We start from the raw sequence: 23,880 nt of genomic DNA on the forward strand, positions 1-23,880 counted from the left end.
CGCTGTTCGACGTCGCCGGCCTCACAGCGCCGGACCGTGTCGGGTCCCGCCGGGGTGTTCCGCGGCACACGAGCGGCGGGCGGGCACGGGGCCCCGGAAGGCACCGGGATGCCCCCCTCCCAGGAAGGGGGTGCCCCCCTCCCAGGAGGGCGCCGGGATGTCCGCGCCCGGCAGGCCGGAGGGTCCGCATCCAGGAAGTTGTGCCCGGCCGGGTCCGGGGGCGACTCTCGTGGCAGGGCGCAACCGGGAGGTGCGGCGTGGACGAGATCCCGTTCCTGGAAGTCGTACGCGGCGATCCGACGCCTGAGGAACTGGCGGCGCTGATCGCGGTCCTGGTCGCGCGCACGTCTCCGGCCGCCGCTCCGGAGGCCCGGGGGCCGTCGGCCTGGGCCGACCGCGCCCACTCCGCCAGGCGGCCGCTCGCACCCCGCCGCGGCACCGCCGGCGACGCGCGGCCCCGCTCCGCCTGAAATCCGCCCTCCGGCGCCGGTAATTGCAAAGTGATCGATTATCGAAGAATCCCGCAATCGGCGAGATGTATCCCCGGATTCCATATACGACCATGGGATAGGCCAGCCGGTGGCGGGTGACGGCCATCGGCCGATGGCATAAGTGAGGAGGGTCCCATGCCGACGTTGTTCGGTTCACTGCGCAGGCTTGTTTTGACGCCGTCGTTGGCCGAGGTGAGTTTTGACGGGCGGGGCTTTCCGGTCACGCCGACGGATGCCACCCGGCGACTCGAGGCGATTCCTCAGGCCGTGATCTGCGGATTCGAATGGGGGATCGACGCGCGCGACCAATGGGAGGTCGAGCGCCGGCTGAACATGGTGGACCCCGAACTGCGCGGTTTCGCCTACGAGGGCGCGACGATGGCCTTCACCATTGTCGACGCGATGGGCGGCGGCCGCGGCCACCGTACCCGCGACCTGCTGCTCGGCCCCGGCCAGCCGCACATCTTCCTGACCTACATCGGCATCGGCTTCGCCATGGCGCGCCTGCCCCGGCCGCTGTGGAAGAAGGTCATGCCCGACCTGGACGGGTCGGCCTACTACCCGACGATGAGCTGGCTGGCCGTCGACGGCTACGGCTTCGACCGCGCCTATTTCGAGACCCGGCGCTGGGTCGACGAGCAGAAGGTGCCGGCGCCCTACCCCTGGGAGGGCTCGCCCGACTACTTCCTGCGGGCGGTGGACCAGGGCATCGGCCGGGCGCTGTGGTTCATCCACGGCGGCCAGGTGCCCGACGTGGCCGCCGCCGTGGGCCGCTTCGCGAGCCACCGCCAGGCCGACCTGTGGAGCGGTGTCGGCCTGGCCGCGACGTTCGCCGGCGGCTCCGGGAGCGAGGCGCTGGCCACGCTGCGCCGGGAGGCCGGCGAGCACCGGGCCGAGCTGGCCCAGGGCGTGGTGTTCGCGGTCAAGGCGCGGACCTTCGCCGGATTCGTCCCCCCGCACACCGAGACCGCCTCCGCCGTACTCGCCGACCTGTCGGTCGCCGACGCCGTCGCGCTCGCCGACGACACCGCCGTCGACCCTCGCGGTTCCGGCCCGGTCCCGCAGTACGAGCTGTGGCGGCAGCGGGTGCGCGCGCACTTCGCGGCGGCGGACCGCCTCCCGGCCTGACCGCGCCCGCCGGACGGCCGCCCACCGTGGCCGTCCGGCCGCCCGCCTGTCCGGACCGGACGGATTCCGTTGTGCCGCAGAATGCTAATTGAATCGTGCCCAAAAAAATATTCTACCTCTCCGGTGGGCACGTTTGAAGTAGCCCCGAGGGTGGTCCACATGGCTAGATTTACCTAAGGACAATCCCGTGAGAAGGGCAACCCTACGAGGGGCGGGAGAGGTAATTGACCAGTATTCTGCGGTCATTGAGACGGCGTATTCTGACGCCTAATGTATCAGAGACCAAGCTTGCGACACGTGGTTTCCATGTGAAAAGCCCGGAGGCCCGGGAAATGCTGGAGACCGTCGGTGAAATGTTTCTCACCGGCTACGCCTACGCGGCCGAGGCCCGCTCGCCCGCCGAAGCGGAGGAACGGCTGGAGGAGCTCCCCGAGCGGTTCCGGGGCTTCGCCTACGAGGGCGCCGGCATGGCCTTCACGATCCTCGACGCGATGCCGGTCGGCGGCGGAGGCGGGGGCAAGCTCGCCGAGTTCCTGGCCGGACGCGGCAACGACCACATCTACATGATCTACGTCGGGGTCGGCTGGGCGATGGCGCGGCTGCCGCGGTTCCTGTGGCCGAAGAGTGACACGCTCGACCCGCTGCTGCTCTGGCTGGCGCACGACGGCTACGGCTTCCACCAGGCGTACTTCCACACCGAGAAGTACGTGAACGGGCAGCACCAGGACACGGACTTCCCGTGGCCGGCCGCCGGCCGGGCCTACGCCGGCCGGGCCATCGACCAGGGCATCGGGCGGGCCCTGTGGTTCGTCGGCGGGACCGACGGCGACCTGGTCACCTCGATGATCGAGAAGTTTCCCGAGTCGCGGCGCCCCGACCTGTACGGCGGCGCGGGGCTGGCCGCCACCTACGCGGGCGGCGCCCACGAGGGCGAGCTGCAGCGGTTCTGGCAGCAGGCCGGAGAGTACCGTCCCCTGCTCGCGCAGGGCAGCGCGTTCGCGGCCGAGGCCCGATGCCGGGCCGGGCTGCTGGTGCCGCACAACCATGTCGCGACGCAGGTGTTCTGCGGCACGACGCCGGAGCAGGCGGCGCAGATCTGTCATGAGACCCGGCCCCACGGGGCGGTACCGGGTGAGCTGCCGGCCTATGAGGTGTGGCGGCAGCGCATCGCCGGTGAATTCGTATCTCTTGGAGGTGTTAGTCCGTGACCACGACAACTGGCTGGCTGCGGAAGCAGCTACCCGGAATCGTCGCCCTCGTGCTGATGACGGGTGCGTTCATCGTGAGCCACCCGCCCACATCGTCAGCGGACGAGAAGGCGGACATCGCGAGCAAGTACGCGTTCAAGCCGATGAACATCGCGATGCCGGGCGGATTCTCCCAGAAGACGATCCGCGCGGTGAACCAGAGATACACGCACATCGACGCGTGGATCTCCTCGGTCGGGGCCGGGATCGCGATGAACGACCTCGACGGGGACGGCCTGGCCAACGACCTGTGCATCACCGACCCCCGGATCGACCAGGTCGTGGTCACCCCCGCCCCCGGCGGGCAGCCCGCCAGGTACGCGCCGTTCGCGCTGAACCCCGGCACCCTGCCCATGAACGACGCCATGGCCCCCATGGGGTGCCTGCCCGGCGACTTCAACGAGGACGGCCGGACCGACCTGCTCGTCTACCTGTGGGGCCGCACGCCGATCGTCTACCTGGCGAAGGCCGACGCCAAGGGCCTCACCGCCGGCACCTACCTGCCCACCGAGCTGGTGCCGGGCGTCGGAGGGGCCAAATACACCGGGCCGCTGTGGAACACCAACACGGCCACCTTCGCCGACTTCGACGGTGACGGGCACGACGACATCTTCATCGGCAACTACTTCCCGCACAGCCCGGTCCTCAATGACAAGGTCAACGGCGGCGTGGAGATGAACGACTCGATGTCCCGCGGGCTCAACGGCGGTGAGGACTACTTCTTCCGCTGGACCGGGGCCACCTCGGGCGCGCAGCCGTCGGCCTCCTTCCAGAAGCTGGACAACGTCCTGCCCACCAACGTCTCGAAGGGCTGGGAGCTCGGAGCCGGCTCGGCGGACCTCGACGGCGACATGCTGCCCGAGCTGTACCTGGCCAACGACTTCGGCCCCGACCGGCTGCTGTACAACCGCTCCAAGCCGGGTCAGATCAAGTTCTCGCTGGTGGAGGGTGTGCGCACGCCGCTGATCCCCAAGTCCAAGGTGCTCGGCCACGACTCCTTCAAGGGCATGGGCCTCGACTTCGGCGACCTCAACGGTGACGGCATCTACGACATGTTCGTCAGCAACATCACCACCTCCTTCGGCATCGAGGAGAGCAACTTCCAGTTCATGTCCACGGCCAAGGACAAGGCCGACCTGCGCGCGAAGCTCGCCAAGGGCGAGGCGCCGTGGGAGGACCGCAGCGCCCAGGCGTCCACCGCCTGGTCGGGCTGGGGCTGGGACGTCAAGATCGACGACTTCGCCAACAGCGGTGCCCCGGAGATCGCCCAGGCCACCGGGTTCGTCAAGGGCGACGTCAACCGCTGGCCGGTGCTGCAGGAGCTGGCGACCGCCAACGACGGCGTCCTGCGCAACCCGCACTCATGGCCGAAGGTCCGGGCCGGTGACGACGTCGGCGGACACCAGACCTTCGCCTTCTTCGCCAAGACCGAGGACGGCCGGTACGCCAACATCGCCAAGGAGCTCGGCCTGGCCATCCCGGTGCCCACCCGCGGCATCGCCACCGGTGACGCCGACGGCGACGGCCGCGTCGACATGGCCATCGCCCGGCAGTGGGACGAGCCGGTGTTCTACCGCAACGAGAGCCCCTCGGCCGGTGCCTTCCTCGGACTGCGGCTGACCCACGAGAGCCCGGCCGGCACGACCCCGGCCGACGGGACGCTCCCCGCCCTCGGCTCGGCCGTGATCGGCGCGCAGGTGACGGTGACCACCTCCGACGGGCGCAAGTTCGTCGGGCGGGTCGACGGCGGCAGCGGCCACTCCGGCCGGCGCAGCCACGAGGTGCACATCGGTCTGGGCCAGAACGTGACCGGACCGGTGCAGGTGAGCCTGTGCTGGCGCGACAGGGCCGGACAGATCCACGAGCAGACCCTTCAGCTGAGCACGGGCTGGCACTCGCTCCAGCTCGGATCCCAGGCCAAGGAGAAGTGACGATGGCCGAGAAAACCACCAACCCGCCCCGTCATGACCCGAAGGTCATCACGGCTCTGCGCAGGTTCGCCATCTCGATTTCGGTCTTCAACATCCTCGGTTACACGGTCCTCGGGTTCGAGCAGCCCTGGCTGTGGCCGCTGGTCGCCCTGGCCACCGGCTACGTCGTGGAGATCGGGCTGGAGATCCTCGGGGCCAGGTCCGAGCAGCGCGCGCCGCGCTTCCTCGGCAACGGCTTCCGCGGGCTCGCGGAGTTCCTCCTGCCGGCCCACATCACCAGCCTCGCGATGAACATGCTCATCTACGTCAACGACCAGATCCTGGTGATGATGTTCGGGGTCATCGTCGCGGTCGGCACGAAGTGGGTGCTCCGGGCACCGGTGCGGGGCCGCCTGCGGCACTTCATGAACCCCTCCAACTTCGGCATCGCGATCATCCTGGTGCTCTTCCCGTGGGCCAGCATCGCGCCGCCGTACCACTTCACCGAGCAGGTCAGCAACCCGATCGACTGGATCGTCCCGGGCGTCATCATCTTCTTCGGCACCATGCTCAACGCCAAGCTCACCAACCGGATGTGGCTGATCGTCTCCTGGCTGAGCGTCTTCGCCCTGCAGGCCGTCGTCCGCAGCCTCTTCCTGGACGTCTCCGTCCTCGGCGGGCTGGCCATGATGACCGGGGTGGCGTTCGTCCTCTTCAGCAACTACATGATCACGGACCCGGGCACGAGCCCGTCCAAGCCGCTCTCGCAGGTCGCCTTCGGCGGGGGAGTGGCCCTGATGTACGGCATCCTCACCGGCATGAACATCCCTTACGGGATCTTCTTCGCCACCGCCATCGTCTGCCTCATCCGCGGCGGGTTCCTGTGGTCCCTGTACATCGTCGACAAGGCCCGTGAGCAGGCCAAGGCGGAGGCGCTCGCCGCCGCCGAGGCGCCCGCCCCAGCCGTCGCCGGTTCCGCGGCCGATGGAAAGGAGGTCGCGGCCGTATGAGCAGGATCGCGATCGTCGGCATGGCGTGCCGCTACCCGGACGCCACATCGCCGAGAGAGCTGTGGGAGAACGCTCTCGCCGGTCGCCGAGCCTTCCGCCGACTGCCCGACGTGCGCATGCGACTGGAAGACTACTGGGACGCCGATCCGGCCACCCCGGACCGCTTCTACGCGCGCAACGCCGCCGTCATCGAAGGCTACGAGTTCGACCGCATCGCCTACAAGATCGCCGGCAGCACCTACCGCTCGACCGACCTCACCCACTGGCTCGCGCTCGACATGGCGGGCCAGGCGCTGGCCGACGCCGGCTTCCCGATGGGCGAGGGCCTGCCCCGCGAGCGCACCAGCGTGGTCGTGGGCAACACCCTCACCGGCGAGTTCACCAGGGCCAACGTGATGCGCCTGCGCTGGCCGTACGTGCGCCGCACACTGGCCGCCTCGCTCAAGGAGCAGGGCTGGGACGACGACCGGCTGGCCGCCTTCCTCGACGACTTCGAGGCCACCTACAAGAGCCCGTTCCCCGGCATCGACGAGGACACCCTGGCCGGTGGCCTGTCCAACACGATCGCCGGGCGGATCTGCAACCACTTCGACCTCAACGGCGGCGGCTACACCGTCGACGGCGCGTGCTCGTCGTCGCTGCTGTCGGTGGTGACCGCGGCGAAGGCGCTCATCGACGGCGACGTCGACGTCGCGATCGCCGGCGGGGTCGACCTGTCCATCGACCCGTTCGAGATCGTGGGCTTCGCCAAGACCGGCGCCCTGGCCAAGGGCGAGTTCCGGCTCTACGACCGCCACTCCAACGGCTTCTGGCCGGGCGAGGGCTGCGGGATGATCGTGCTGATGCGCGAGGCCGACGCCCTGGAGGCGCGGCGCCGGATCTACGCCACCATCGCCGGGTGGGGGATCTCCTCCGACGGCAAGGGCGGCATGACCAGGCCCGAGGTCAGCGGCTACCAGCTGGCGCTGCGGCGGGCCTACGAGCGGGCCGGGTTCGGCATCGAGACCGTGGAGCTGTTCGAGGGCCACGGCACCGGTACGGCGGTCGGCGACATGACGGAGCTCACCGCGCTGTCGGGGGCCAGGTCCGCCGCCGCCCCCGGGGCCTCGCCCGCGGCGGTCAGCTCGATCAAGGGAATGATCGGGCACGCCAAGGCGGCGGCCGGGGTGGCCGGTCTGATCAAGGCCACGATGGCGGTGCACGAGCAGGTGCTGCCGCCGACCATCGGCTGCGTCGACCCCCACCAGGTCCTGACCGACGAGTCGGCGTCCCTGCGGGTGCTGCGCAAGGCGGAGCCCTGGCCGGCCGGCGCCCCGGTGCGCGCCGGCGTCACGGCCATGGGCTTCGGCGGCATCAACACCCACGTCGTGCTGGAGAAGACCGGCCCGCGGCGGCGCGTGCCGCTGCCCAGCCGTACCCGGATGCTGGCCTCGTCGCTGCAGGACGCCGAGCTGCTACTGGCCGACGCGGCCTCACCGCAGGAGCTGCGCGAGCGGCTCACGCGGCTGGCCGACTTCGTGCCGCAGGTGTCCTACGCCCAGCTCTCCGACCTGGCGGCCACGCTCCAGCGCGACCTGCGCGACCTGCCCCACCGGGCCGCGGTGGTCGTCTCCTCGCCCGAGGACGCCGAGAAGCAGCTGCGGCGCGTGATCGAGGCCCTCGACGCGGGCGAGACCGGCCTGTTCACACCGGACGGCCGGGCCTTCCTCGGCCACGCGGACGGGCCGGGCCGGGTCGGCTACCTCTTCCCCGGCCAGGGATCGGGCCGCGGCACCAGCGGCGGCGCGCTGCGACGGCGCTTCGCCGAGGTCGAGGAGATCTACGCCGAGGCGGCGCTGCCCACCGACGGCGACATGGTGGCGACCGCGGTCGCCCAGCCGCGTATCGTCACCGGCTCCATGGCCGGCCTGCGGGCCCTGTCCGCCCTCGGCGTGGAGGCGGACATCGCGGTCGGCCACAGCCTGGGCGAGATCTCGGCGCTGCAGTGGGCCGGCGCGCTGGACGAGGAGGCCCTGCTGCGCGTGGCGGCCGTCCGCGGCGAGGCCATGACCGAGCACAGCGCCTCGGGCACCATGGCCGGCGTCCGCGCGACGCCGGACGCGGTGACCGAGCTGATAGACGACCTGCCCGTCGTGATCGCCGGGTACAACGGGCCGAACCAGACCGTCGTCGCCGGACCCGTCGACGCGGTCGAGACCCTTGGGAGCAGGGCCGCCGCCGCCGGCCTGAGGTGGACCCGCCTGTCGGTGTCGCACGCCTTCCACTCGCCGCTGGTGGCGCCGGCGGCCGAGGCCTTCGGCGCGCACCTCGCCGGCGAGGAGTTCGGCCGGATCGAGCGGCCGGTCGTCTCCACCGTCACCGGGCAGACGCTGCCGCCGGACACCGACGTCCCGGCGCTGCTGCGCAGGCAGATCACCGACCCCGTGCTGTTCACCCAGGCGGTGGAGGCGGCGGCCAAGGAGATCGACCTGTTCGTCGAGGTCGGGCCCGGCCGGGTGCTCAGCGGGCTGGCCGCGGACGTGACGGACGTCCCGGCGGTCGCGCTGGACACCGACGACGAGTCGCTGACCGGGCTGCTCCGGGTGGCCGGCGCGGCCTACGTCACCGGAGTCCCGATCATCCACGAGGAGCTCTTCCAGGGCCGGCTGGTCCGGCCGCTGGAGGTCGGCGCCGAGTTCAAGTTCTTCGCCAGCCCGGTCGAGCAGGCTCCGCAGATCCACATCCGCGGCGGCGCCCGCAAGGTCGAGGAGATCCCGCCGGCCGTCGGCACCGCGCCGGCGCAGTCGGAGGGACAGCCCGGCGAGTCGAGCGTCGACCTGCTCCGCCGCCTGGCGGCCGAGCGCGCCGAGCTGCCGCTGGAGATGGTCAGCGAGGACAGCCACCCCCTCGACGAGCTGCACCTGAGCTCGGTCACGGTGATGCACATCATCGACCAGGCGACCCAGCGGCTGGGCGTGCCCGCCGCGCAGGCGCCGACGAACCTGGCCACCGCCAGCCTGCGCGAGCTGGCCGCCGCGCTCGACACGCTGGCGCAGAACGCCCAGGCGGCCGACTCCGCCCCCGCCAAGCTGGTGGCGGGCGCGGCGCCGTGGGCCCGGCCGTTCGCCGTCGACCTCGACGAGGTGCCGCTGCCGGCGCGCACCACGCCCGAGGAGAGCGGGCAGTGGCAGGTGTTCGGGGCCGAGCAGTCCCTGCTCGCCGAGCCGCTGCGCCTGGCGCTCGAACGGGAGAAGGTCGGCTCCGGCGTGCTCGTGTGCCTGCCGCAGGACTGCGCCGAAAAGCACCTGGAGCAGGCGCTGCTGGGCGCCAAGGCGGCCATCCGGGGCGCGCAGGACAGCCGGTTCGTCCTCCTCCAGCACGGCCGCGGCGCGGCGGGCCTGGCCAAGACGCTCCAGCTGGAGGCCCCCCACCTGCGCGTCACCATCGTCCACGCGCCGGCGGTCGCCGAGACGGTCGGCCGGGTGGCGGCCGAGGTGGCGGCGACCACGAGCTACGCCGAGGTCCACTACGACGCCGACGGCGTGCGGCGGGTGCCGACGATGCGCGCCATGCCGGTACGGCCGGCCCGCACCGAGCAGCCGCTCGACGGGACCGACGTGCTGCTGGTGACCGGCGGAGGCAAGGGCATCACCGCCGAGTGCGCGCTGGCGGTGGCCGTCGACAGCGGCGCCAAGCTGGCCGTGCTGGGACGTTCGGACCCGGCCGACGACCAGGAGCTGGCCGACAACCTCCGGCGGATGACGGACTCCGGCGTGACCGTGCGCTACGCCCGGGCCGACGTCACCGACGCCGACCAGGTGCGCCGCGCGGTCGCCGAGGTGGAGGCGGCCCTCGGGCCCGTCACCGCGGTGCTGCACGGTGCCGGCCGCAACGAGCCCGGCGGGCTGGCGAGCCTCGACATGGCCGCCTTCCGGCGGACCTTCGCCCCCAAGGTCGGCGGCCTGCGCAACGTGCTGGCCGCCGTCGAACCTGGCCGGCTGCGCCTGCTGGTGTCCTTCGGCAGCATCATCGGCCGCGCCGGGCTGCACGGCGAGGCGCACTACGCCACCGCCAACGAATGGCTGGCCGACCTCACCGGCGAGGTCGCCGCGCGCCACCCGCAGTGCCGCAGCATCTGCATGGAGTGGTCGGTCTGGTCCGAGGTCGGCATGGGCGAGCGGCTGTCGGTCGTCGACGGCCTGGCCCGCAAGGGCATCACGCCGATCTCCCCGGAGCAGGGTGTGGAGATCATGCGGCGGCTGGTGGCCGACCCCGAAGCGCCCACCGTCGTGGTGATCAGCGGGCGTACCGAGGGCATCGACACCGTCCGCTACGACCTGCCGTCGCTGCCGCTGCTGCGGTTCGTCGACAGGCCGCTGATCCGCTACCACGGCGTCGAGCTCGTCACCGAGATCGAGATGAACGCCGGGACCGACCTCTACCTCGCCGACCACCTCCTCGACGGCAACCTTCTCTTCCCGGCCGTGTTCGGCATGGAGGCCATGGCACAGGTGGCCACCGCCGCCACCGGCTGGGAGACGGTGCCGGTGATCGAGCAGGCGGAGTTCATGCGGCCCATCATCGTGCCGCCGAACGGCAGCACGACGGTCCGCATCGCCGCGACCGTCACCGGCGACCAGACGGTGGAGGTGGCCATCCGCAGCGCGGAGACCGGCTTCGACGTCGAGCACTTCCGGGCGCGGCTGCGCTTCACCGGTGACGGCGCGCCCGACGGGCCGCCGGACCAGGTCGGCGCCGGGCTGCCGCTGGTGCCGCTGGACCCGGACAGCGAGATGTACGGGGACGTGCTGTTCCAGGGCACGCGCTTCCAGCGCCTGCGCCGTTACCACCGGGCTGCCGCCCGGCACGTCGACGCCGACGTGGCGGCGGTGGAGGCGGGGGACTGGTTCGCCGGATTCCTCCCGGGCGAGCTGCTGCTCGGCGACCCGGGCATGCGCGACGCGCTGATGCACGGCAACCAGGTCTGCGTGCCCGACGCCACGCTGCTGCCGACCGGGATCGAGCGGGTGCACCCCGGCGGTGCCGCGCTGGCCGAGGCGGGCGAGCTGCGCTACTGCGCCACCGAACGGCAGCGCGACGGCGACACCTACATCTACGACATCGCCGTGCGCACCGCCGCCGGCGAGGTCGTCGAGCGGTGGGAGGGCCTGCGCCTGCAGGCGGTGCGCAAGAAGGACGGGCGCGGGCCGTGGGTGACCCCGCTGCTCGGCTCCTACCTGGAGCGGACGCTGGAGGACCTGGTCGGCGCCCGGGTCGCGGTCGCCGTGGAACCCGGCCGTCCGGACGTCCCGGAAGGCGACGGTGAGCACCGTACCCGGACGGCCGTGGCCGTGGGACGGGCGCTCGGTCACCAGGTCGAGGTCCGCTACCGGCCGGACGGGCAGCCGGAGATCGACGGAGACCGGGCGATCTCGGCCTCCCACGGGGCCGGGGTGACCCTGGGCGTCGCGGCCGCCGGCACGGTGGGCTGCGAGGTCGAAGGGGTGACCGAGCGGTCGGCGACGGTGTGGAAGGAACTGCTCGGCGAGTACGCCCTCATCGTCGAGCCGGTCGCCGCGGAGACGGGCGAGAGCCTCGACACCGCGGGGACGCGCGTCCTGGCCGCCGCCGGATGTCTGCGGAAGGCCGGCCTCCCGGCGGACGCCCCCCTCACCCTGGCCCCGGCGCAGCGGGACGCCTGGGTGGTCTTCACCTCAGGCGCCCTGCGGATCGCGACGCTCGTCACGAGCCTGCGGGACGCCCAGGCCCCAGTCGTGTTCGCAGTCCTCACCGAAGGGCGGTCGTAGGCCATGAGCAAGTACTACGAATACCTGCACACGGTCGGTTTCGAAGAGACCAACATCGTCGGCAACGTCTACTACGTCAACTACCTGCGCTGGCAGGGACGGTGCCGGGAGATGTTCCTCAAGCAGCGGGCGCCGGAGGTGCTCGCGGACCTGCAGGACGACCTGAAGCTCTTCACGCTGAAGGTCGACTGCGAGTTCTTCGCCGAGATCACGGCCTTCGACGAGCTCTCCATCAGGATGCGCCTGGTCGACCTGGCGCAGACCCAGATCGAGTTCAGCTTCGACTACGTCCGGCTCGACGCCGGCGAGCGGGAGACGCTCGTCGCCCGCGGACGGCAGCGCGTGGCGTGCATGAGAGGGCCGAACACCCGCACGGCCCCCGCCAGAGTCCCTGAGCCGCTGGCCCGGGCGCTCGAACCGTACGCGTCGTAGGCGCGGATCCAGACAGGCCAGGAGGTCAGCGTGACAGTCGACAACACCACGTCGTCCCGCGAGGCGGCAGACGCGAAGGCACTGCGGCGGGCGTTCGGGACGTTCGCCACCGGTGTCACCGTGGTCACGACAGGCGGCCCCATCCCGCACGCCATGACCGCGAACTCCTTCACCTCGGTCTCGCTCGACCCGCCGCTCGTGCTGGTCTGCGTCGACCGCAACGCGGTCATGCACCGGTGTCTCACCAGCACGGAGTTCTTCGGAGTGAGCGTGCTGGCCGACCACCAGGAGGCTGAGGCCCGGCACTTCGCCGACCGCTGGCGGACCCTGGGCGCCGCCCAGTTCGACAACGTCGGCTGCCTGCCTGGGGAGCTCACCGGTGTGCCGCTGATGGAGGGCGCCCTCGCCCGCTTCGAATGCGAGCTGTGGCGCACCTACGACGGCGGTGACCACACCATCTTCATAGGGAAGGTGCTGTCCATGGACCAGCAGCCGGGCCGGGACGGGCTGCTGGTCTTCAACGGGAAGTTCCGCCAGATCACCCCGGACTGGAGCGAGGTGACGGCATGACCTCCGGAGGACGACACGCCGAGGCGGTGCCGGGGGGAACGTCCCCCGGCACCCGCCGGGTGCCGCCCGGACCGCCGTGGTGGGCGGGGCCGAGCCTGTTCAAGAAACTGGCGACGGACCGGCTCGGCATGATGTCGCTCGCCGCGACGTACGGCGACGCGGCCCGGCTGTCCATCGGGCCCAAGACCCTCTACTTCTTCAACCATCCCGACCACGCCAAGCACGTGCTGGCCGACAACAGCGGCAATTACCACAAGGGAGTCGGCCTGGTCCAGGCGCGGCGGGCCATCGGTGAGGGGCTGCTGACCAGCGAGGGCGAGCTGTGGCGCAAGCAGCGCCGGATGATCCAGCCGGTCTTCCAGAACAAGCGGATCTCCCAGCAGGCCGGGGTCATCGCCGCGGAGGCGGCGGCCCTGGTGGACCGGCTCCGGTCCCACACCGGCGGGCAGCCGGTCGACGTGGTCCAGGAGATGACCTCGCTCAGCCTCGGCGTGCTCGGCCGAACCCTGCTCGACGCCGACCTCGGTGCCTTCAGCGAGATCGGGCACTCCTTCGAGGCGGTCCAGGACCAGGCGATGTTCGAGCTGGTCACGCTGGGCAAGGTGCCGATGTGGGTGCCCCTGCCCAAGCAGCTGCGTTTCCGCCGCGCCCGCGCCGAGCTGCAGCGCATCGTCGACCATCTCGTCGCCGACCGCCTCGCGCGGTCCGGCGACGGGGGCGACGACGTCGTGTCCCGACTGATCGCCTCGACCCGGCAGGAGGCCGACCCCCGGGTCGGCCGCCAGCGGATGCGCGATGAGCTGGTCACGCTGCTGCTCGCCGGGCACGAGACGACGGCCAGCACGCTGTCGTGGACCTTCTACCTCGTCGACCGGCACCCGGAGGTCCGGGAGCGGCTGCACGCCGAGGCGGTGGAGGTGCTCGGTGACCGGCTGCCGGTCTACGAGGACCTCCACCGGTTGAAGTACACCGCGATGGTGGTGGAAGAGGTCATGCGCCTCTACCCGCCGGTCTGGATGCTGCCGCGGGAGGCCCAGGGGGACGACGAGGTCGGCGGCTACCGCGTGCCGGCCGGTTCCGACGTCCTGATCAGCCCGTACACGCTGCACCGGCACCCCGCCTTCTGGGACGCGCCGGACCGCTTCGACCCGGACCGCTTCGACCCGGACCGTCCCACGGGCCGGCCCCGGTACGCCTACATCCCCTTCGGCGCCGGGCCCCGGTTCTGCGTCGGCAACCACCTGGGCATGATGGAGGCCACGTTCGTGATCGCCATGGTCGCCCGCGACCTCCGCCTGGCCAAGGTGCCCGGCTACAAGGTGGTCGCCGAGCCGATGCTGTCCCTCCGGGTGCGCGGCGGGCTGCCGATGACCGTGCACCCCGCGGCCGGCTCCCGGGCCACGCGGCCCCGGGCCGGCTCCCGGCAGGCCGGGGCGTGAGATCCGCCCGCCGCGGCGCCTCGGAGCACGTGGGCGCCGCGGTACGCGGGCGGTGACGAGAGGGCCCGGTGAGAGTGCGGGGAGGGCCTGGTGAGTGGTGGGGGGAGGTCCTGGTGACGGGCTGAGGGAGGGCCCGGCCGGGACGTCCCCTCAGCGGCCTGCCGTCGTCATCCCCTCCGCCCCCGCTCGCCCCGTGGCCGGAGCCCCGGGGCGGCATCCCCGTCCCCCGCGCGGCGGTCTGTTTCCCGTGTTCGGCCCCGTCCCCGTGTGCCGCCCTGTTTCCCGTATGGCGGCCCGTCCCCGTGTGCCGGCCTGTTTCCTGTCTGCCGGTCCCGTCCCCGCCTGCCGGCCTGTTTCCCGTATGGCGGCCCGCTCCTCCCGCGCCGGCCTGTTCCCCGTGTTCAGCCCCGTTCCCCGGTCTGCCGGCCCGTCCCCGTGTGCCGGCCTGTTCCCCGTGTTCGGCCCGTCCCGGGCGGCGGCCTGTTCCCGTGTGCGGGCCGCCGGGCGGTGTCCCGGTCCTCCCGCACCGGCGCCGGCGCGATGCGGGTGAGGGGACGGTGGGTCAGCTCGCCTGCCGGACGGCGGCCACGGCCAGCAGGTCGCGCAGCGCGAGCAGCACCGGCGGGTCGAGGGCGTGCATCGGCCTGAGCTGGACGTCGGCGAGCGCGGTGTCCGCGCCGGGCTCTACCGTGATCGGCCCGTGACGCCCGATGCACAGCGCCTCGTCCCCGTCGGGCGGGTAGTTGGTGGCGTTCTCGCTGCCGGCGGCGACGGACTGCGCGATCAGGTGCCACTGTCCCTCGGGGACGTCCTCCAGCACGTACGGCCCGGGCCGGTGGAGAACCGTGTATCTGACCGGCCGGCCCTCAAGGATGCGGTCGGGGAACAGCCCGGCGAAGACCGGCCGGTCCGTCAGCGGGGACGAGATGTCACCGCGGACCGTCATGGTCGCGGTCCCCCCGAGGGCGGGGCGTTCCTCGATGAGGAGCTGCGGCGTGACGCTCTCGAACTGGCGGTATTTGGTCGGAGAGACCCCCACGCTGCTGGTGAACCGTGAGCTGAAGGTGCCGACGCTGGAGTAGCCCACCCGATGGCTGATGTCGGTGACGGTCAGCGAGGTGGAGGCGAGGAGCCGCTTGGCCTCGCGGAGCCGTACCGCCGACAGGAACCTGCCGGGCGACAGGCCGGTGACCCGTTGGAAGACACGGGAGAAATGAAACTTGCTGAACATCGCGGTGCGAGCCATGTCGTCGATGGTGATCTGATCACCTAAGTTATCGTGCATGCTGTCGACGACTCGCATGACGGCTTGCTCGATTACGTCGTTCATTACTCCTCCCGGGTATTGAAGGTGTCATCCTGATTGACCTTGAATTGACATGGGGCGGAAAATTGAACGGATGGTCACGGCCTGTGCGCGCCTTGCGGGCGCCCGGCCGGAACATTTATCCACATGCCTGCGGAAATGTTTTCGAGTGTCCCCGGCCGCTGCCGCCTGTTGCTGCTCGATGAAATCGGCCGGCTTTACGCCGGCGACGGCTATCGGCCTGTCCGGTTATTACACGCGGCGGAGCGCACGGAACGCTGCACCGGAGTGAAGATCTTTCGAAAATATGTTGGGGTAGTCGAACGACTACGCAATGCGCGTAAACGCGCCATGAGCGTGCCCGGCTGTTTTCCGGCCGTTGCACGTGATGAATCGATATGTGCGGCCGGGGTACGGCCGGCATGCCGACATGCCGCCCTACGGCCGTGCGCGCGGGGACCGCTTACCTGGTCAGGTGGGGTGGGAGTCGGGGTGAGGCGCAGGTTTCCGAAGGGCGCCCGATCATCCGTACGGGTGCCGCGGGAATTTTCCGCAGAGGCGATACGGAGGTTGCCCGTCGTCGGCAACCTTCCGATTTCCGTCTCCACACCACTCACGTCGAGAGCGTATTCGTACGCCCTCGCCGGGGGAATCGAATTGCGCGCTTCCTGGGGTTCTCCCGGTCCTAATAGGGGTATCAGGGGTATGAATAGGGGTTGTCCCCGGCGGAGTGCCCGGTAAATTGTGACGGCGCCGGTTCGATGCCGTCGAGCTGTCGTCGAGCGTTTCTCCGAGGACTTCACGCCGGGGGTGGGGTCGGTCCGTTGTGATGGGGTGTGGGGATGGCCGAGGCTCGCGAGGACGAGTTCTCGCGCTATGTCAGGGAGACGAGGCCGGCGCTGCGACGGACGGCCTTCCTGCTCTCGTCCGACTGGTACGAGGCGGACGATCTCGTCCAGCGGGCTCTGATCGCCATTCACGGGCGCTGGGAGACCCTTGAACGGCGCGACAGGATCGACGGCTACGCCCGCACGATCATGATCCGGATGATCATCAGTGACCGCCGGTCGCACCGGTGGTCGCGCGAGACGCTCCGGGAGACGCCGCCCGAGCCCGCTCCGGCGCTCGACCCATATGCGCTCGTGGGGGACCGGATGGTCCTGATGGACGCGCTGGCCGGGCTCGGGGCCCGGCAGCGGGCGGCGGTCGTGCTCCGTTACTGGGAGGACCGCAGTGTCGAGGAGACCGCGCGGGTGATGGGCAGCGTGTGCTCGACGGTGCGCAGCCAGACCGCCCGAGCGCTGACCGCCCTCCGCTCGGCGCTCCGGGCCGAGTGAGCCGGGCAGGCGGTCGCGCGGAGGTCCGGCGGGGCCGTACGGAGGCCGGAAAGGCGGGACGGGGGCGGTTCCCGGGCGGCGTGCGTGCCGTACCGGCGCCCGCTACGGCCCGGGTAGCTCCGTGACCGGCCGAGTCACACCTGGCTCCGCACGGTCCACAGGTCGGGGAATATCGGGGTGAACGAGGTCGGGTGCGGGCGGACGGCGTCGGAGCTGTCGCCCATGATCCGCTCCACTGTCTTCCCGTGCCGGTAGCGCCATTCCTGGGCGCGCTGATCGAGGTCCACCAGCCCCTCACAGATCTGCGCCGTCACGTCGTCGTCGCGGTAGACCCGCAGCAGCACGGCCCGCAGTTCGGCCGACGGCGCCGGTGGCAGCGACACGTCCCGATACAGCAGCTCATGCGGCACCTGGTAACCCTGGGCCGTGAGGTAGCCGAGGAAGGAGTCGAAGATGGACGGCCGGTTCATCGCCGTCTCGACCTGGTGGCGCTCACCGCTGCCCTCCGGGTAGGAGTGGTGCGCCTGGTGGTCGCGCCTGCCCAGCACCGCCTCGACCTCGCGGAACTGCGCCGACTGGAAGCCGTCGGCGGCGCCGAGATCGCCCCGGCAGCCGGTGAACCGGAGCGGGGTGATGGTCTCCATGACGTCGATCTGGCAGATCGCCGCCTTCAGGATGCCCAGCGACCGGCGCAGGGTGCGCAGCGCGTGCGCGGTGTCACCGACGGCCAGATGGCGCTGCAGGCCGGCGAACTCGTACAGCAGTTGCTTGAACCAGAGTTCGTGCGCCTGGTGGGCGACGATGAACAGCATCTCGTCGTGCTCGGTCGAGCGCGGCCGCTGGGCCGTCAGGATCTCGTTCAGTGCCAGGTACGAGGAGTAGGTCAGCACAGGTGAGCGGTCGACGATCACGGCTCCATCAACCTTCGTAAAAGGGAGGGACAACGGATAAATTCGCTGTCATTCAACAGCGTCAGGCTACGGTGCGCGGCATCCGCCAGAAAGGAATCGTGGAGATGCCGGCGGAATTAGCAATCTGGAAGAAACAGCCGGTCCGGGCCGGTGCCGGGAGAATCTCCACGGCCGGGACCCGACGCGGTCCGGATCGCCGCGGTCGGCGCCGCCGGGAAAACCGTCGCGCCGCAGCTCCCCGGCCTTTCCGCGGAGCCCTTCCCCGGCCTTTCCCGAGCAGCGGGGAATCATGGCCGCCCGCTTGTGGTCGCGCCGCCAGAAATCCGGCAATGTGGAAGATGCCGGGTCCCGGTCCGGTGGATACGCTTGGCGCCGGCCCTGGTGGCCCGATAGGGAGGTGGGCGGATGCGCATGACCTTGCTGGACGGCCCTCCGGGAGCCCCGGCGGCACCGGTCGCACACCGGGGCGGGCGGTGTCCCCATGGGCGGTGACGCCGTACCGGACCTGAGGCCGCCGGCCGCGGGCAGGCAGGTCGAGGAGATCTGGAAGAGCGTGCTCGACATCTCCGAGGACGAGGCGGACGCCACGTTCTTCGAGCTGGGAGGCAGGGCGATCACCGCGCTCCGGATCGTCGCCCGCGTCGAGAACGCCCTCGGCGTCCGGGTCGAGGTCGGCGAGCTGTACGAGCACCCCAGCATGGACTCCTTCGTGCACCACGTCATGGCGAGGGCGCAGCTCCCCCCGGTGGTGGGTGACCGGTAGGGCGACCTCCGGCGGGTGACCGGCGGAGCGGCTCCCGGAGGATGACCTCCGGTGGACGCCCCGACGGTCGAGGAGGGGGGTGACCTTCCGTGAAGGGCCGTTTCGTGCTGCTCCCCGGCCTGTGGACGGGGGCGTGGGGCTGGGAGCCGGTGACCTGCGGCCTGCGCAGGCGCGGCCATCACGTCCGTCCGATCACGCTGTCGGGACTGGCCGCTCCCGACACGGACGTCTCCGCCGTCGGTCTGCAGACCCATGTCGACGACGTGCTGTCGGTCCTGGAGACGGAGGAACTGGGCGACGTCATCGTCGTGGGACACAGCTACTCGGGCATCGTGGCGGGCCAGGTCGCCGACCGGGCGCCCGACCGGGTCGCGCACACCGTCTTCGTCGAGGCGTTCCTGCCCCATGACGGCAGATCGATGCTCCACGCATTTCCGGAGCGCCAGCGTGCCGAGGAGCTCCGGCTGATCGCCGACAACCACGGCCGCTGGCCGGCGCCTGACTCCGCGATCGTGGCCGACGGCCAGGACCTCTCCCCGCGGCAGGCGCAGTGGCTCGCCGAGCGCTTCGTGGGCCACCCGGGGCGCACGATAGCCGAGCCGGCCGTCCTGACCCGCCCGCTGGCACACCAGCGGGCCACATACGTCGTGTGCGCCATGGAGCACTTCGGCGGCCGGGTCTCCGCCGACGTCTCGGCCATGCGCGCCGCGCCGAACTGGACCTTCCACACCCTCGACACCGGCCACTGGCCGATGATCTCGGCCCCCGATCCGCTCGTCGCGCTCCTGACCGGCATCGCCGCCCAGCGCCGCTGAGCGCCGGTGCGCCGCCCCGGCGCACGGGCCTGGGGGCCGGCGGCCGCCGCGCCCGGCCGTTCCACGGAAAGCGAATTGCCGGACAGGCCGGACAGTTGTTTACCTAAATTACGGAACGGCTTATCCGCGGACCCTTTCCATGTTATTTTAGGTTTCCGATCAACTGCCGTCCGACCAGGCCGGACAGCTATTTTACGGCGCTGCAAAAGGTGATATTCGACCCTTGACGGCCCCCTTTTTCTTCCAGGTTGCTGGATGGCTCCTTTTGCGTTGACGGCCCCTGCGTGAGGCATGTTGTATTGGTCTTGTGTCGGCACTTGTGCGATCCGCGACACGAATTGGGCGCCGGTGCCGGGTGAGCTCGGACCGTGGCCCTCGCTAATGGCAAGACCCTTCGGGCGGCGGTGATCGGCCGCGGGTCGGAGGGCTTCACCATGGACCCTCCGGGGCCCGGCACGCGTGGCGAGGAGGGACTGATGGCGCCCACACCTGGAAGCTCTCGGCCGGCGATCTCAGGAGCGTCGTGGTCGCCGGTGCCGACGGAGGGGGTCGCCGAGTGTCTTGGCGGGGAAGTCCACCTCGCGTACGCGCGGCGTCCGGCGTCCGGAGTCGTCACCGTCGCGGCGGGCTTCTCCCCGGACGCCGCGCGGGCGCGGGCGGAGGCGCGGGCCGCCGCCATGGACCTCCTCTACCGGATCCCGGACGGCGAGGCGGAGCCCTGCGCCGGTGACGACGGCAGGCAGCTGTGCCTGGCCGACTTCATGCCGGAACCGCCGCCCGACAACCGGTCACGCGTCGCCGGGACCGGCCTGCTGAGCCGGGAGCGCTATCTCCTGCCGGCCGAGGTCGTGTGGATGGGCGAGCGGGACTGCCGGGTCGAGCCCACCGTCGTCGGCGTGGTGGACGACCCCGCAGACGGCGTCTCCGGCGGGATCGCCGACCTCCTCGCCCATGACGTGTTCACCCGCTGGTGGGCGAGCCCGCGGATGCCGCTCCTGAGGGTCTCCGAGCACCTCGGGAGGTTGATCCCGGCGGGTGCCGCGGAGGCGGCCTCCGCGCTCGGGCTGTGGGTGCCGGCGTTCGTGCTGCCCGGCCCCGATTTCCAGATCGCGGTCGTGGGCGTCAGCGGAGACGGGACCACGATAGCCACCGCCGCGGCGCGCTCGATGGAGGAGGCGGTCAGCAGGGCGTTCCTGCGGGCGATGGCGGCGCGCGCGCAGCCGTGGGACACCCTTCCCGTGGCCGACTCGCTGCGCCGCATCACGGTGTGGCATCGCGAGGCCGACTACCTGGCCTACCTGGAGCGCTCCGCCGTCGACGCGGACCCGTCGGCGCTCGACGGCCCCGACACGCCGGACGGGGCGCTCGGCTGGATCGACATCGCCTGCCGGCGGTTCGGGCACGAGCCGGTCGTCGTCGGCCTGGGGGAGCCCGGCACTCCGGTGAAGGTCGTGTGCCCGGGCGCCGCCTGCTACCGGACGGTCCCGCCGGGCACCACGCTTCCGTGCCCGGTCCCTTGAAAGCCGTCCCATCGGGCGAGGCGGCGATGGCTGAGGCGGTGACGGGCGGGGGCGGCGGCGATGCCGGGCCGCGACATCCACCGGACGGAGGGGCGCCCGCCGGGCGCCCCTCCGTCCATGAGGCCGGCCCGTCCATGAGGCCGGCCGTGACCGCCCGGCCGCTCGCTCGATCGTCCGTCAGCCGGTCACGACGGCGATTCCGGGGAAGGCGGCGGTCGCGTTGCTCCACGGCGAGTAGTACAGCCGCCAGGAGCAGATACGGCCGTTGACGACGTAGCCGGTGCAGGGCACCTGAGCGCTGGTGTCGATGAGGGAGATGACCCCCACCGCGGACTGCCGGGTGGTGCTGGACGGTTCGGGGGTCTCCACCGGGCCGCCGCTGTCGCCCTGGCCGGCGACGTTCTTGCGCGTCGAGTTCTCGAGGAGGGCCAGGCCGTAGAGCACGCTCTCGGCAAGGTAGATCGTGACGTTGGTCATCTTCACCTGGCAGAGGCAGATGGTGCCCGAGTAGGCGCCGGAGGTGCAGAGCCACATGCCCACGTAGGAGGCGGAGGTGCCGGCGACCGGGTTGCTGAACTCCGGCGATACGGTGCCGGGGTTGTTGTTGTAGACGCGGCCGGCGGTGCCGGCGCGGATCAGCATCACGTCGCGGCTGGTGTTGGCATGGGTGATCGGGCCGATCACCTGGCCGGTCGGGTCGGTGGCCGTCTGCCCGACGCTGCCGCAGTGGGCCGCCGACAGCATCCAGCTCGTCCCGCCGGCGGTGACGGCGAAGCCCGTCGAGCAGCCGCGGCCGGTGCCGGTGTTGCGCCAGGCCGCGCCGCCCAGCCAGGGCGCGGCGTCGTCCCAGCGGCTGGCCGGGGCCGGCGTGACGCCGGCCTCCACGGTGACCGGCACCGCCGAGTCGGCGACCTTCGAGCGGGTCAGGCCGTAGTCGGCGCCCGAGACCGTCAGGCCCGAGCCGTCGGCGTTCGGCGCGATCGAGGTGATCGCGCCGCCGGAGGCGCGGACGAGGCGGTCCGTCTCGCTCTCCAGCTCGCGGGCCGAGTGGGCCGCGGGCAGGACGCTGACCGGGACGTCCCGGCGCAGCCGGCCGACCAGGGCGCTGACGCGCTCGGGGATGTCTCCCTTCCAGTAGACGCGCAGTTCGCGGTTCTCCGGCGCCGCGATGATGCCGGCGAACCCGGTGCCGTCCTGTGTCCTGACGGCGGTGGTGACGCGGTCGGCGGCCTTGACCAGCTTCTCCTGGGTGGCCAGCAGGTCCTTCCAGGAGGCGAAACCGCCCGGGACCCTGCCGGCCGGCTCGACGGCCCGGGTGCCGGCGTCCCTGACGGGAACGGGGGTGAGGGCGGGAGCGGGGACGGGGACGGGGGCCGCCGTGGCCTGGGCGGCGCCCATCGCGACCATGGCGAGGGCGACTCCCAGCGCCACCGCCAGACGGCCGGTGGATCGTGGGGCTTTTGAGGTGATCGGGGGGATTTTCACCGGATGCTCCTCCGTGCCTTAATTACGGGGATGCATCCGGTATTCCATGTGTTTACGGCGTAATCAATGTCTTGACAGGGCTTTCAGAGGCGGCAAATCGATGCAGTCAGACATTTCTGTGCTGGGATTCCGGCTCCGCGCCCAAGGCGTGGCCCATTCCGTGATCACTCGTTGAAACGGCGGTGGAAGCCTCCGTGCGGCGGCCGGTGCGTCGGCGCTCCGCCGGGTGGGGCACGGCGCGGGGCGGGCCGGCCGTACCGGGTGACCCTGGATGGACTCGGCGCCCGCGGCGGGTCGTCCGCTCCGGCTCCCTAGGAGGCGGCGGCTCCGCTGGATCCCACCGGGCCGCGTTCGTGCACCAGGCGCCACAGGAGCTTGTTGAACAGCTCGCGCTCGTCGGGGGTGAGCGGCGCCAGGAAGGTGTCGAGGGCGTTCGTCATGGTGGGGGCGAGATCGTGGCGCAGGAGCGCCTGCCCCTCGCTGGTCAGGGCGATCGCGTATTTGCGCCGGTCGTCCGGGTTGCGCGCCCGCTGGACGAGGCCGAGCCGCTCCAGGCCGTCGACGACGCTGACCATGGTGGTCCGGTCGATGCCGTGGGTGCGGGCGAGCTGCTGCTGGGACTGGGGCCCCATGGAGTCGATGGCCGTGAGCACGATGAAGTCCTTCGACCGCAGCCCGAAGGGTTCCACCGCCGACTCGAAGATCTCGACGAAAAGATCATTGGCCTTGCTCACGAGCAGGCTGGTGGAGCTGGACATGAGATCCGGCAGGGGAAGATCCGTATTCGGAGAATCAGTGCTCACATACGTCCCTTCAGCGGCCACACGTTCCATAATGCGCAAAAGTGCCCATATCAAGCACGCTCATATATGGCAAGACTGTCACACGCTATAGGGCAAGAGTGTCACACGCCGACATGTGCAGCGCAACAGCTGGATTCAAATCATCAGTACTACTGATTGACAGGATTGCTGAGGATCTGTGAAGCTGATTAATGCGTGAAGGGTGGTGGAGGGTCCGCCTGGGGACCCGCGGCCATCCCGGGTGAGGAGACTCCATGTCCGCAGGCCAGGTCGGCCCTGACGCCGGCACCACATGGGATGAGGTCCGTGAGATCGTGCTCGGAGTGGATCCGTCAGAGGAGGCCGACGGGCAGGAAGGCTGACGGCCGATCCGCTGGAAAGGGGTGGAGCTATGGGTGGAGACCGGGGCGCGCCCGTGCCGGCCGCACGGCTGCTGGCCGAGTCCACCGGCTGGCTGCTCAACGGCGCGGCGCGCGAGGTCACGCTGGAGCTGGAGGAGGCGCTGAAGGGGGCCGACCTCCGCTGGCGCGACTACGGGGTGCTCAGCGTGCTGGAGGCGGCCGGGCCGCTGTCGCAGCAGGAGATCGGGCGGCGGCTCGCCGTCGACCGGTCGACGATGGTGCACATCATCGACGTCCTGGAGCAGCGCGGGCTGGTCGTGCGCAGCCGCGACCTGACCGACCGCCGGGCCTATTCGATCGAACTGACCGACTCCGGGCGTGCGCTCCTGGTGGAGGTGCTCCATCCGGTGACCGCCGAGGTCCACGACCGCGTGATCGGCAGGTTGACGGATGAGGACCGGGCCCATCTCGACCGGATCCTCGCGCAGCTGACCGGCGGGAGCCGGACCGGCACTATATGAGGGTTTACAAACGATCTATGGTCTGATAGTTTGGAAATATACATATCTGCGTGCCGGGCCAAGGT

At 71.0% G+C, this 23,880-nt stretch carries 18 protein-coding genes; 14 read left to right on the forward strand and 4 right to left on the reverse strand.

The genetic code is table 11. From position 1 onward, the window contains the following. Window positions 1-257 precede the first annotated feature (257 nt). The 9 genes from J2S55_RS28250 to J2S55_RS28290 all read left to right on the forward strand — a co-directional run bounded on the left by J2S55_RS28250 (window position 258) and on the right by J2S55_RS28290 (window position 14,013). Window positions 258-470 (forward strand): acyl-CoA carboxylase subunit epsilon, encoded by a 213-nt coding sequence (locus tag J2S55_RS28250; RefSeq protein ID WP_306867059.1) that lies wholly within the window; start codon window positions 258-260, stop codon window positions 468-470. Between the two features lie 156 nt (window positions 471-626). After that, window positions 627-1,619 (forward strand): DUF1702 family protein, encoded by a 993-nt coding sequence (locus tag J2S55_RS28255; RefSeq protein WP_306867062.1) that lies wholly within the window; start codon window positions 627-629, stop codon window positions 1,617-1,619. 245 nt (window positions 1,620-1,864) lie between these two features. Continuing rightward, window positions 1,865-2,827 carry a DUF1702 family protein gene (locus tag J2S55_RS28260; RefSeq protein WP_306867065.1) on the forward strand — a complete coding sequence of 321 codons (963 nt, stop codon included), beginning with the start codon at window positions 1,865-1,867 and terminating at the stop codon, window positions 2,825-2,827. Next, window positions 2,824-4,797 carry a CRTAC1 family protein gene (locus tag J2S55_RS28265; RefSeq protein WP_306867067.1) on the forward strand — a complete coding sequence of 658 codons (1,974 nt, stop codon included), beginning with the start codon at window positions 2,824-2,826 and terminating at the stop codon, window positions 4,795-4,797. Before J2S55_RS28260 ends, J2S55_RS28265 begins: the two co-directional genes overlap by 4 nt. A gap of 2 nt (window positions 4,798-4,799) precedes the next feature. After that, on the forward strand, window positions 4,800-5,786 hold the full coding sequence (locus J2S55_RS28270) for an enediyne biosynthesis protein (protein WP_306867070.1): 987 nt from the start codon (window positions 4,800-4,802) through the stop codon (window positions 5,784-5,786). Then, on the forward strand, window positions 5,783-11,572 hold the full coding sequence (locus tag J2S55_RS28275; RefSeq protein WP_306867073.1) for a type I polyketide synthase: 5,790 nt from the start codon (window positions 5,783-5,785) through the stop codon (window positions 11,570-11,572). Before J2S55_RS28270 ends, J2S55_RS28275 begins: the two co-directional genes overlap by 4 nt. Window positions 11,573-11,575: 3 nt before the next feature. Further along, entirely contained in the window at window positions 11,576-12,004 is a 429-nt protein-coding gene (locus J2S55_RS28280) for an acyl-CoA thioesterase (protein WP_306867076.1), read from the forward strand. A gap of 30 nt (window positions 12,005-12,034) precedes the next feature. Next, window positions 12,035-12,574, forward strand: coding sequence for a flavin reductase family protein (locus J2S55_RS28285; protein ID WP_306867079.1), 540 nt, complete (start codon window positions 12,035-12,037; stop codon window positions 12,572-12,574). Next, a complete protein-coding gene (locus J2S55_RS28290; protein WP_306867082.1) occupies window positions 12,571-14,013 on the forward strand; it encodes a cytochrome P450 in 1,443 nt (480 codons plus the stop codon). The genes J2S55_RS28285 and J2S55_RS28290 overlap by 4 nt, the downstream gene beginning before the upstream one ends. 562 nt (window positions 14,014-14,575) lie before the next feature. Here J2S55_RS28290 and J2S55_RS28295 read toward each other — a convergent pair. Then, the gene (locus J2S55_RS28295; protein WP_306867085.1) at window positions 14,576-15,343 is read right to left on the reverse strand and encodes a helix-turn-helix transcriptional regulator; all 768 of its coding nucleotides are present in this window, start codon (window positions 15,341-15,343) and stop codon (window positions 14,576-14,578) included. An 818-nt stretch (window positions 15,344-16,161) separates the two neighbouring features. On the opposite strand from J2S55_RS28295, the gene J2S55_RS28300 reads away from it, so the two are divergent. Then, on the forward strand, window positions 16,162-16,656 hold the full coding sequence (locus J2S55_RS28300; protein ID WP_306867088.1) for a SigE family RNA polymerase sigma factor: 495 nt from the start codon (window positions 16,162-16,164) through the stop codon (window positions 16,654-16,656). Window positions 16,657-16,790: 134 nt separating this feature from the next. Here J2S55_RS28300 and J2S55_RS28305 read toward each other — a convergent pair whose 3' ends face one another. Further along, window positions 16,791-17,567, reverse strand: coding sequence for a tryptophan 2,3-dioxygenase (locus tag J2S55_RS28305; RefSeq protein ID WP_306867091.1), 777 nt, complete (start codon window positions 17,565-17,567; stop codon window positions 16,791-16,793). 481 nt (window positions 17,568-18,048) lie between these two features. Here J2S55_RS28305 and J2S55_RS28310 point away from each other — a divergent pair, with 481 nt between their 5' ends. The 3 genes from J2S55_RS28310 (at window position 18,049) to J2S55_RS28320 (ending at window position 20,665) form a co-directional block, all read left to right on the forward strand. After that, complete coding sequence (locus J2S55_RS28310) at window positions 18,049-18,330, forward strand: phosphopantetheine-binding protein (protein WP_306867094.1); 282 nt, start codon at window positions 18,049-18,051, stop codon at window positions 18,328-18,330. A gap of 89 nt (window positions 18,331-18,419) precedes the next feature. Further along, entirely contained in the window at window positions 18,420-19,145 is a 726-nt protein-coding gene (locus J2S55_RS28315) for an alpha/beta fold hydrolase (RefSeq protein ID WP_306867096.1), read from the forward strand. Window positions 19,146-19,678: 533 nt separating this feature from the next. Next, window positions 19,679-20,665: a YcaO-like family protein gene (locus tag J2S55_RS28320; protein WP_306867099.1), complete on the forward strand. Its 987-nt coding sequence runs from the start codon at window positions 19,679-19,681 to the stop codon at window positions 20,663-20,665. Between the two features lie 177 nt (window positions 20,666-20,842). On the opposite strand, the gene J2S55_RS28325 is transcribed toward J2S55_RS28320, so the two are convergent. Both J2S55_RS28325 and J2S55_RS28330 read right to left on the reverse strand, forming a co-directional pair. Further along, on the reverse strand, window positions 20,843-22,150 hold the full coding sequence (locus J2S55_RS28325; RefSeq protein WP_306867102.1) for a chymotrypsin family serine protease: 1,308 nt from the start codon (window positions 22,148-22,150) through the stop codon (window positions 20,843-20,845). Window positions 22,151-22,461: 311 nt separating this feature from the next. Beyond that, a complete protein-coding gene (locus J2S55_RS28330; protein WP_306867104.1) occupies window positions 22,462-22,908 on the reverse strand; it encodes a MarR family winged helix-turn-helix transcriptional regulator in 447 nt (148 codons plus the stop codon). 436 nt (window positions 22,909-23,344) lie between these two features. Here J2S55_RS28330 and J2S55_RS28335 point away from each other — a divergent pair, with 436 nt between their 5' ends. Beyond that, window positions 23,345-23,815 (forward strand): MarR family winged helix-turn-helix transcriptional regulator, encoded by a 471-nt coding sequence (locus tag J2S55_RS28335; RefSeq protein WP_306867107.1) that lies wholly within the window; start codon window positions 23,345-23,347, stop codon window positions 23,813-23,815. Window positions 23,816-23,880 lie beyond the last annotated feature (65 nt).

Source organism: Streptosporangium brasiliense (genome assembly GCF_030811595.1).
GTDB lineage: Bacteria > Actinomycetota > Actinomycetes > Streptosporangiales > Streptosporangiaceae > Streptosporangium > Streptosporangium brasiliense.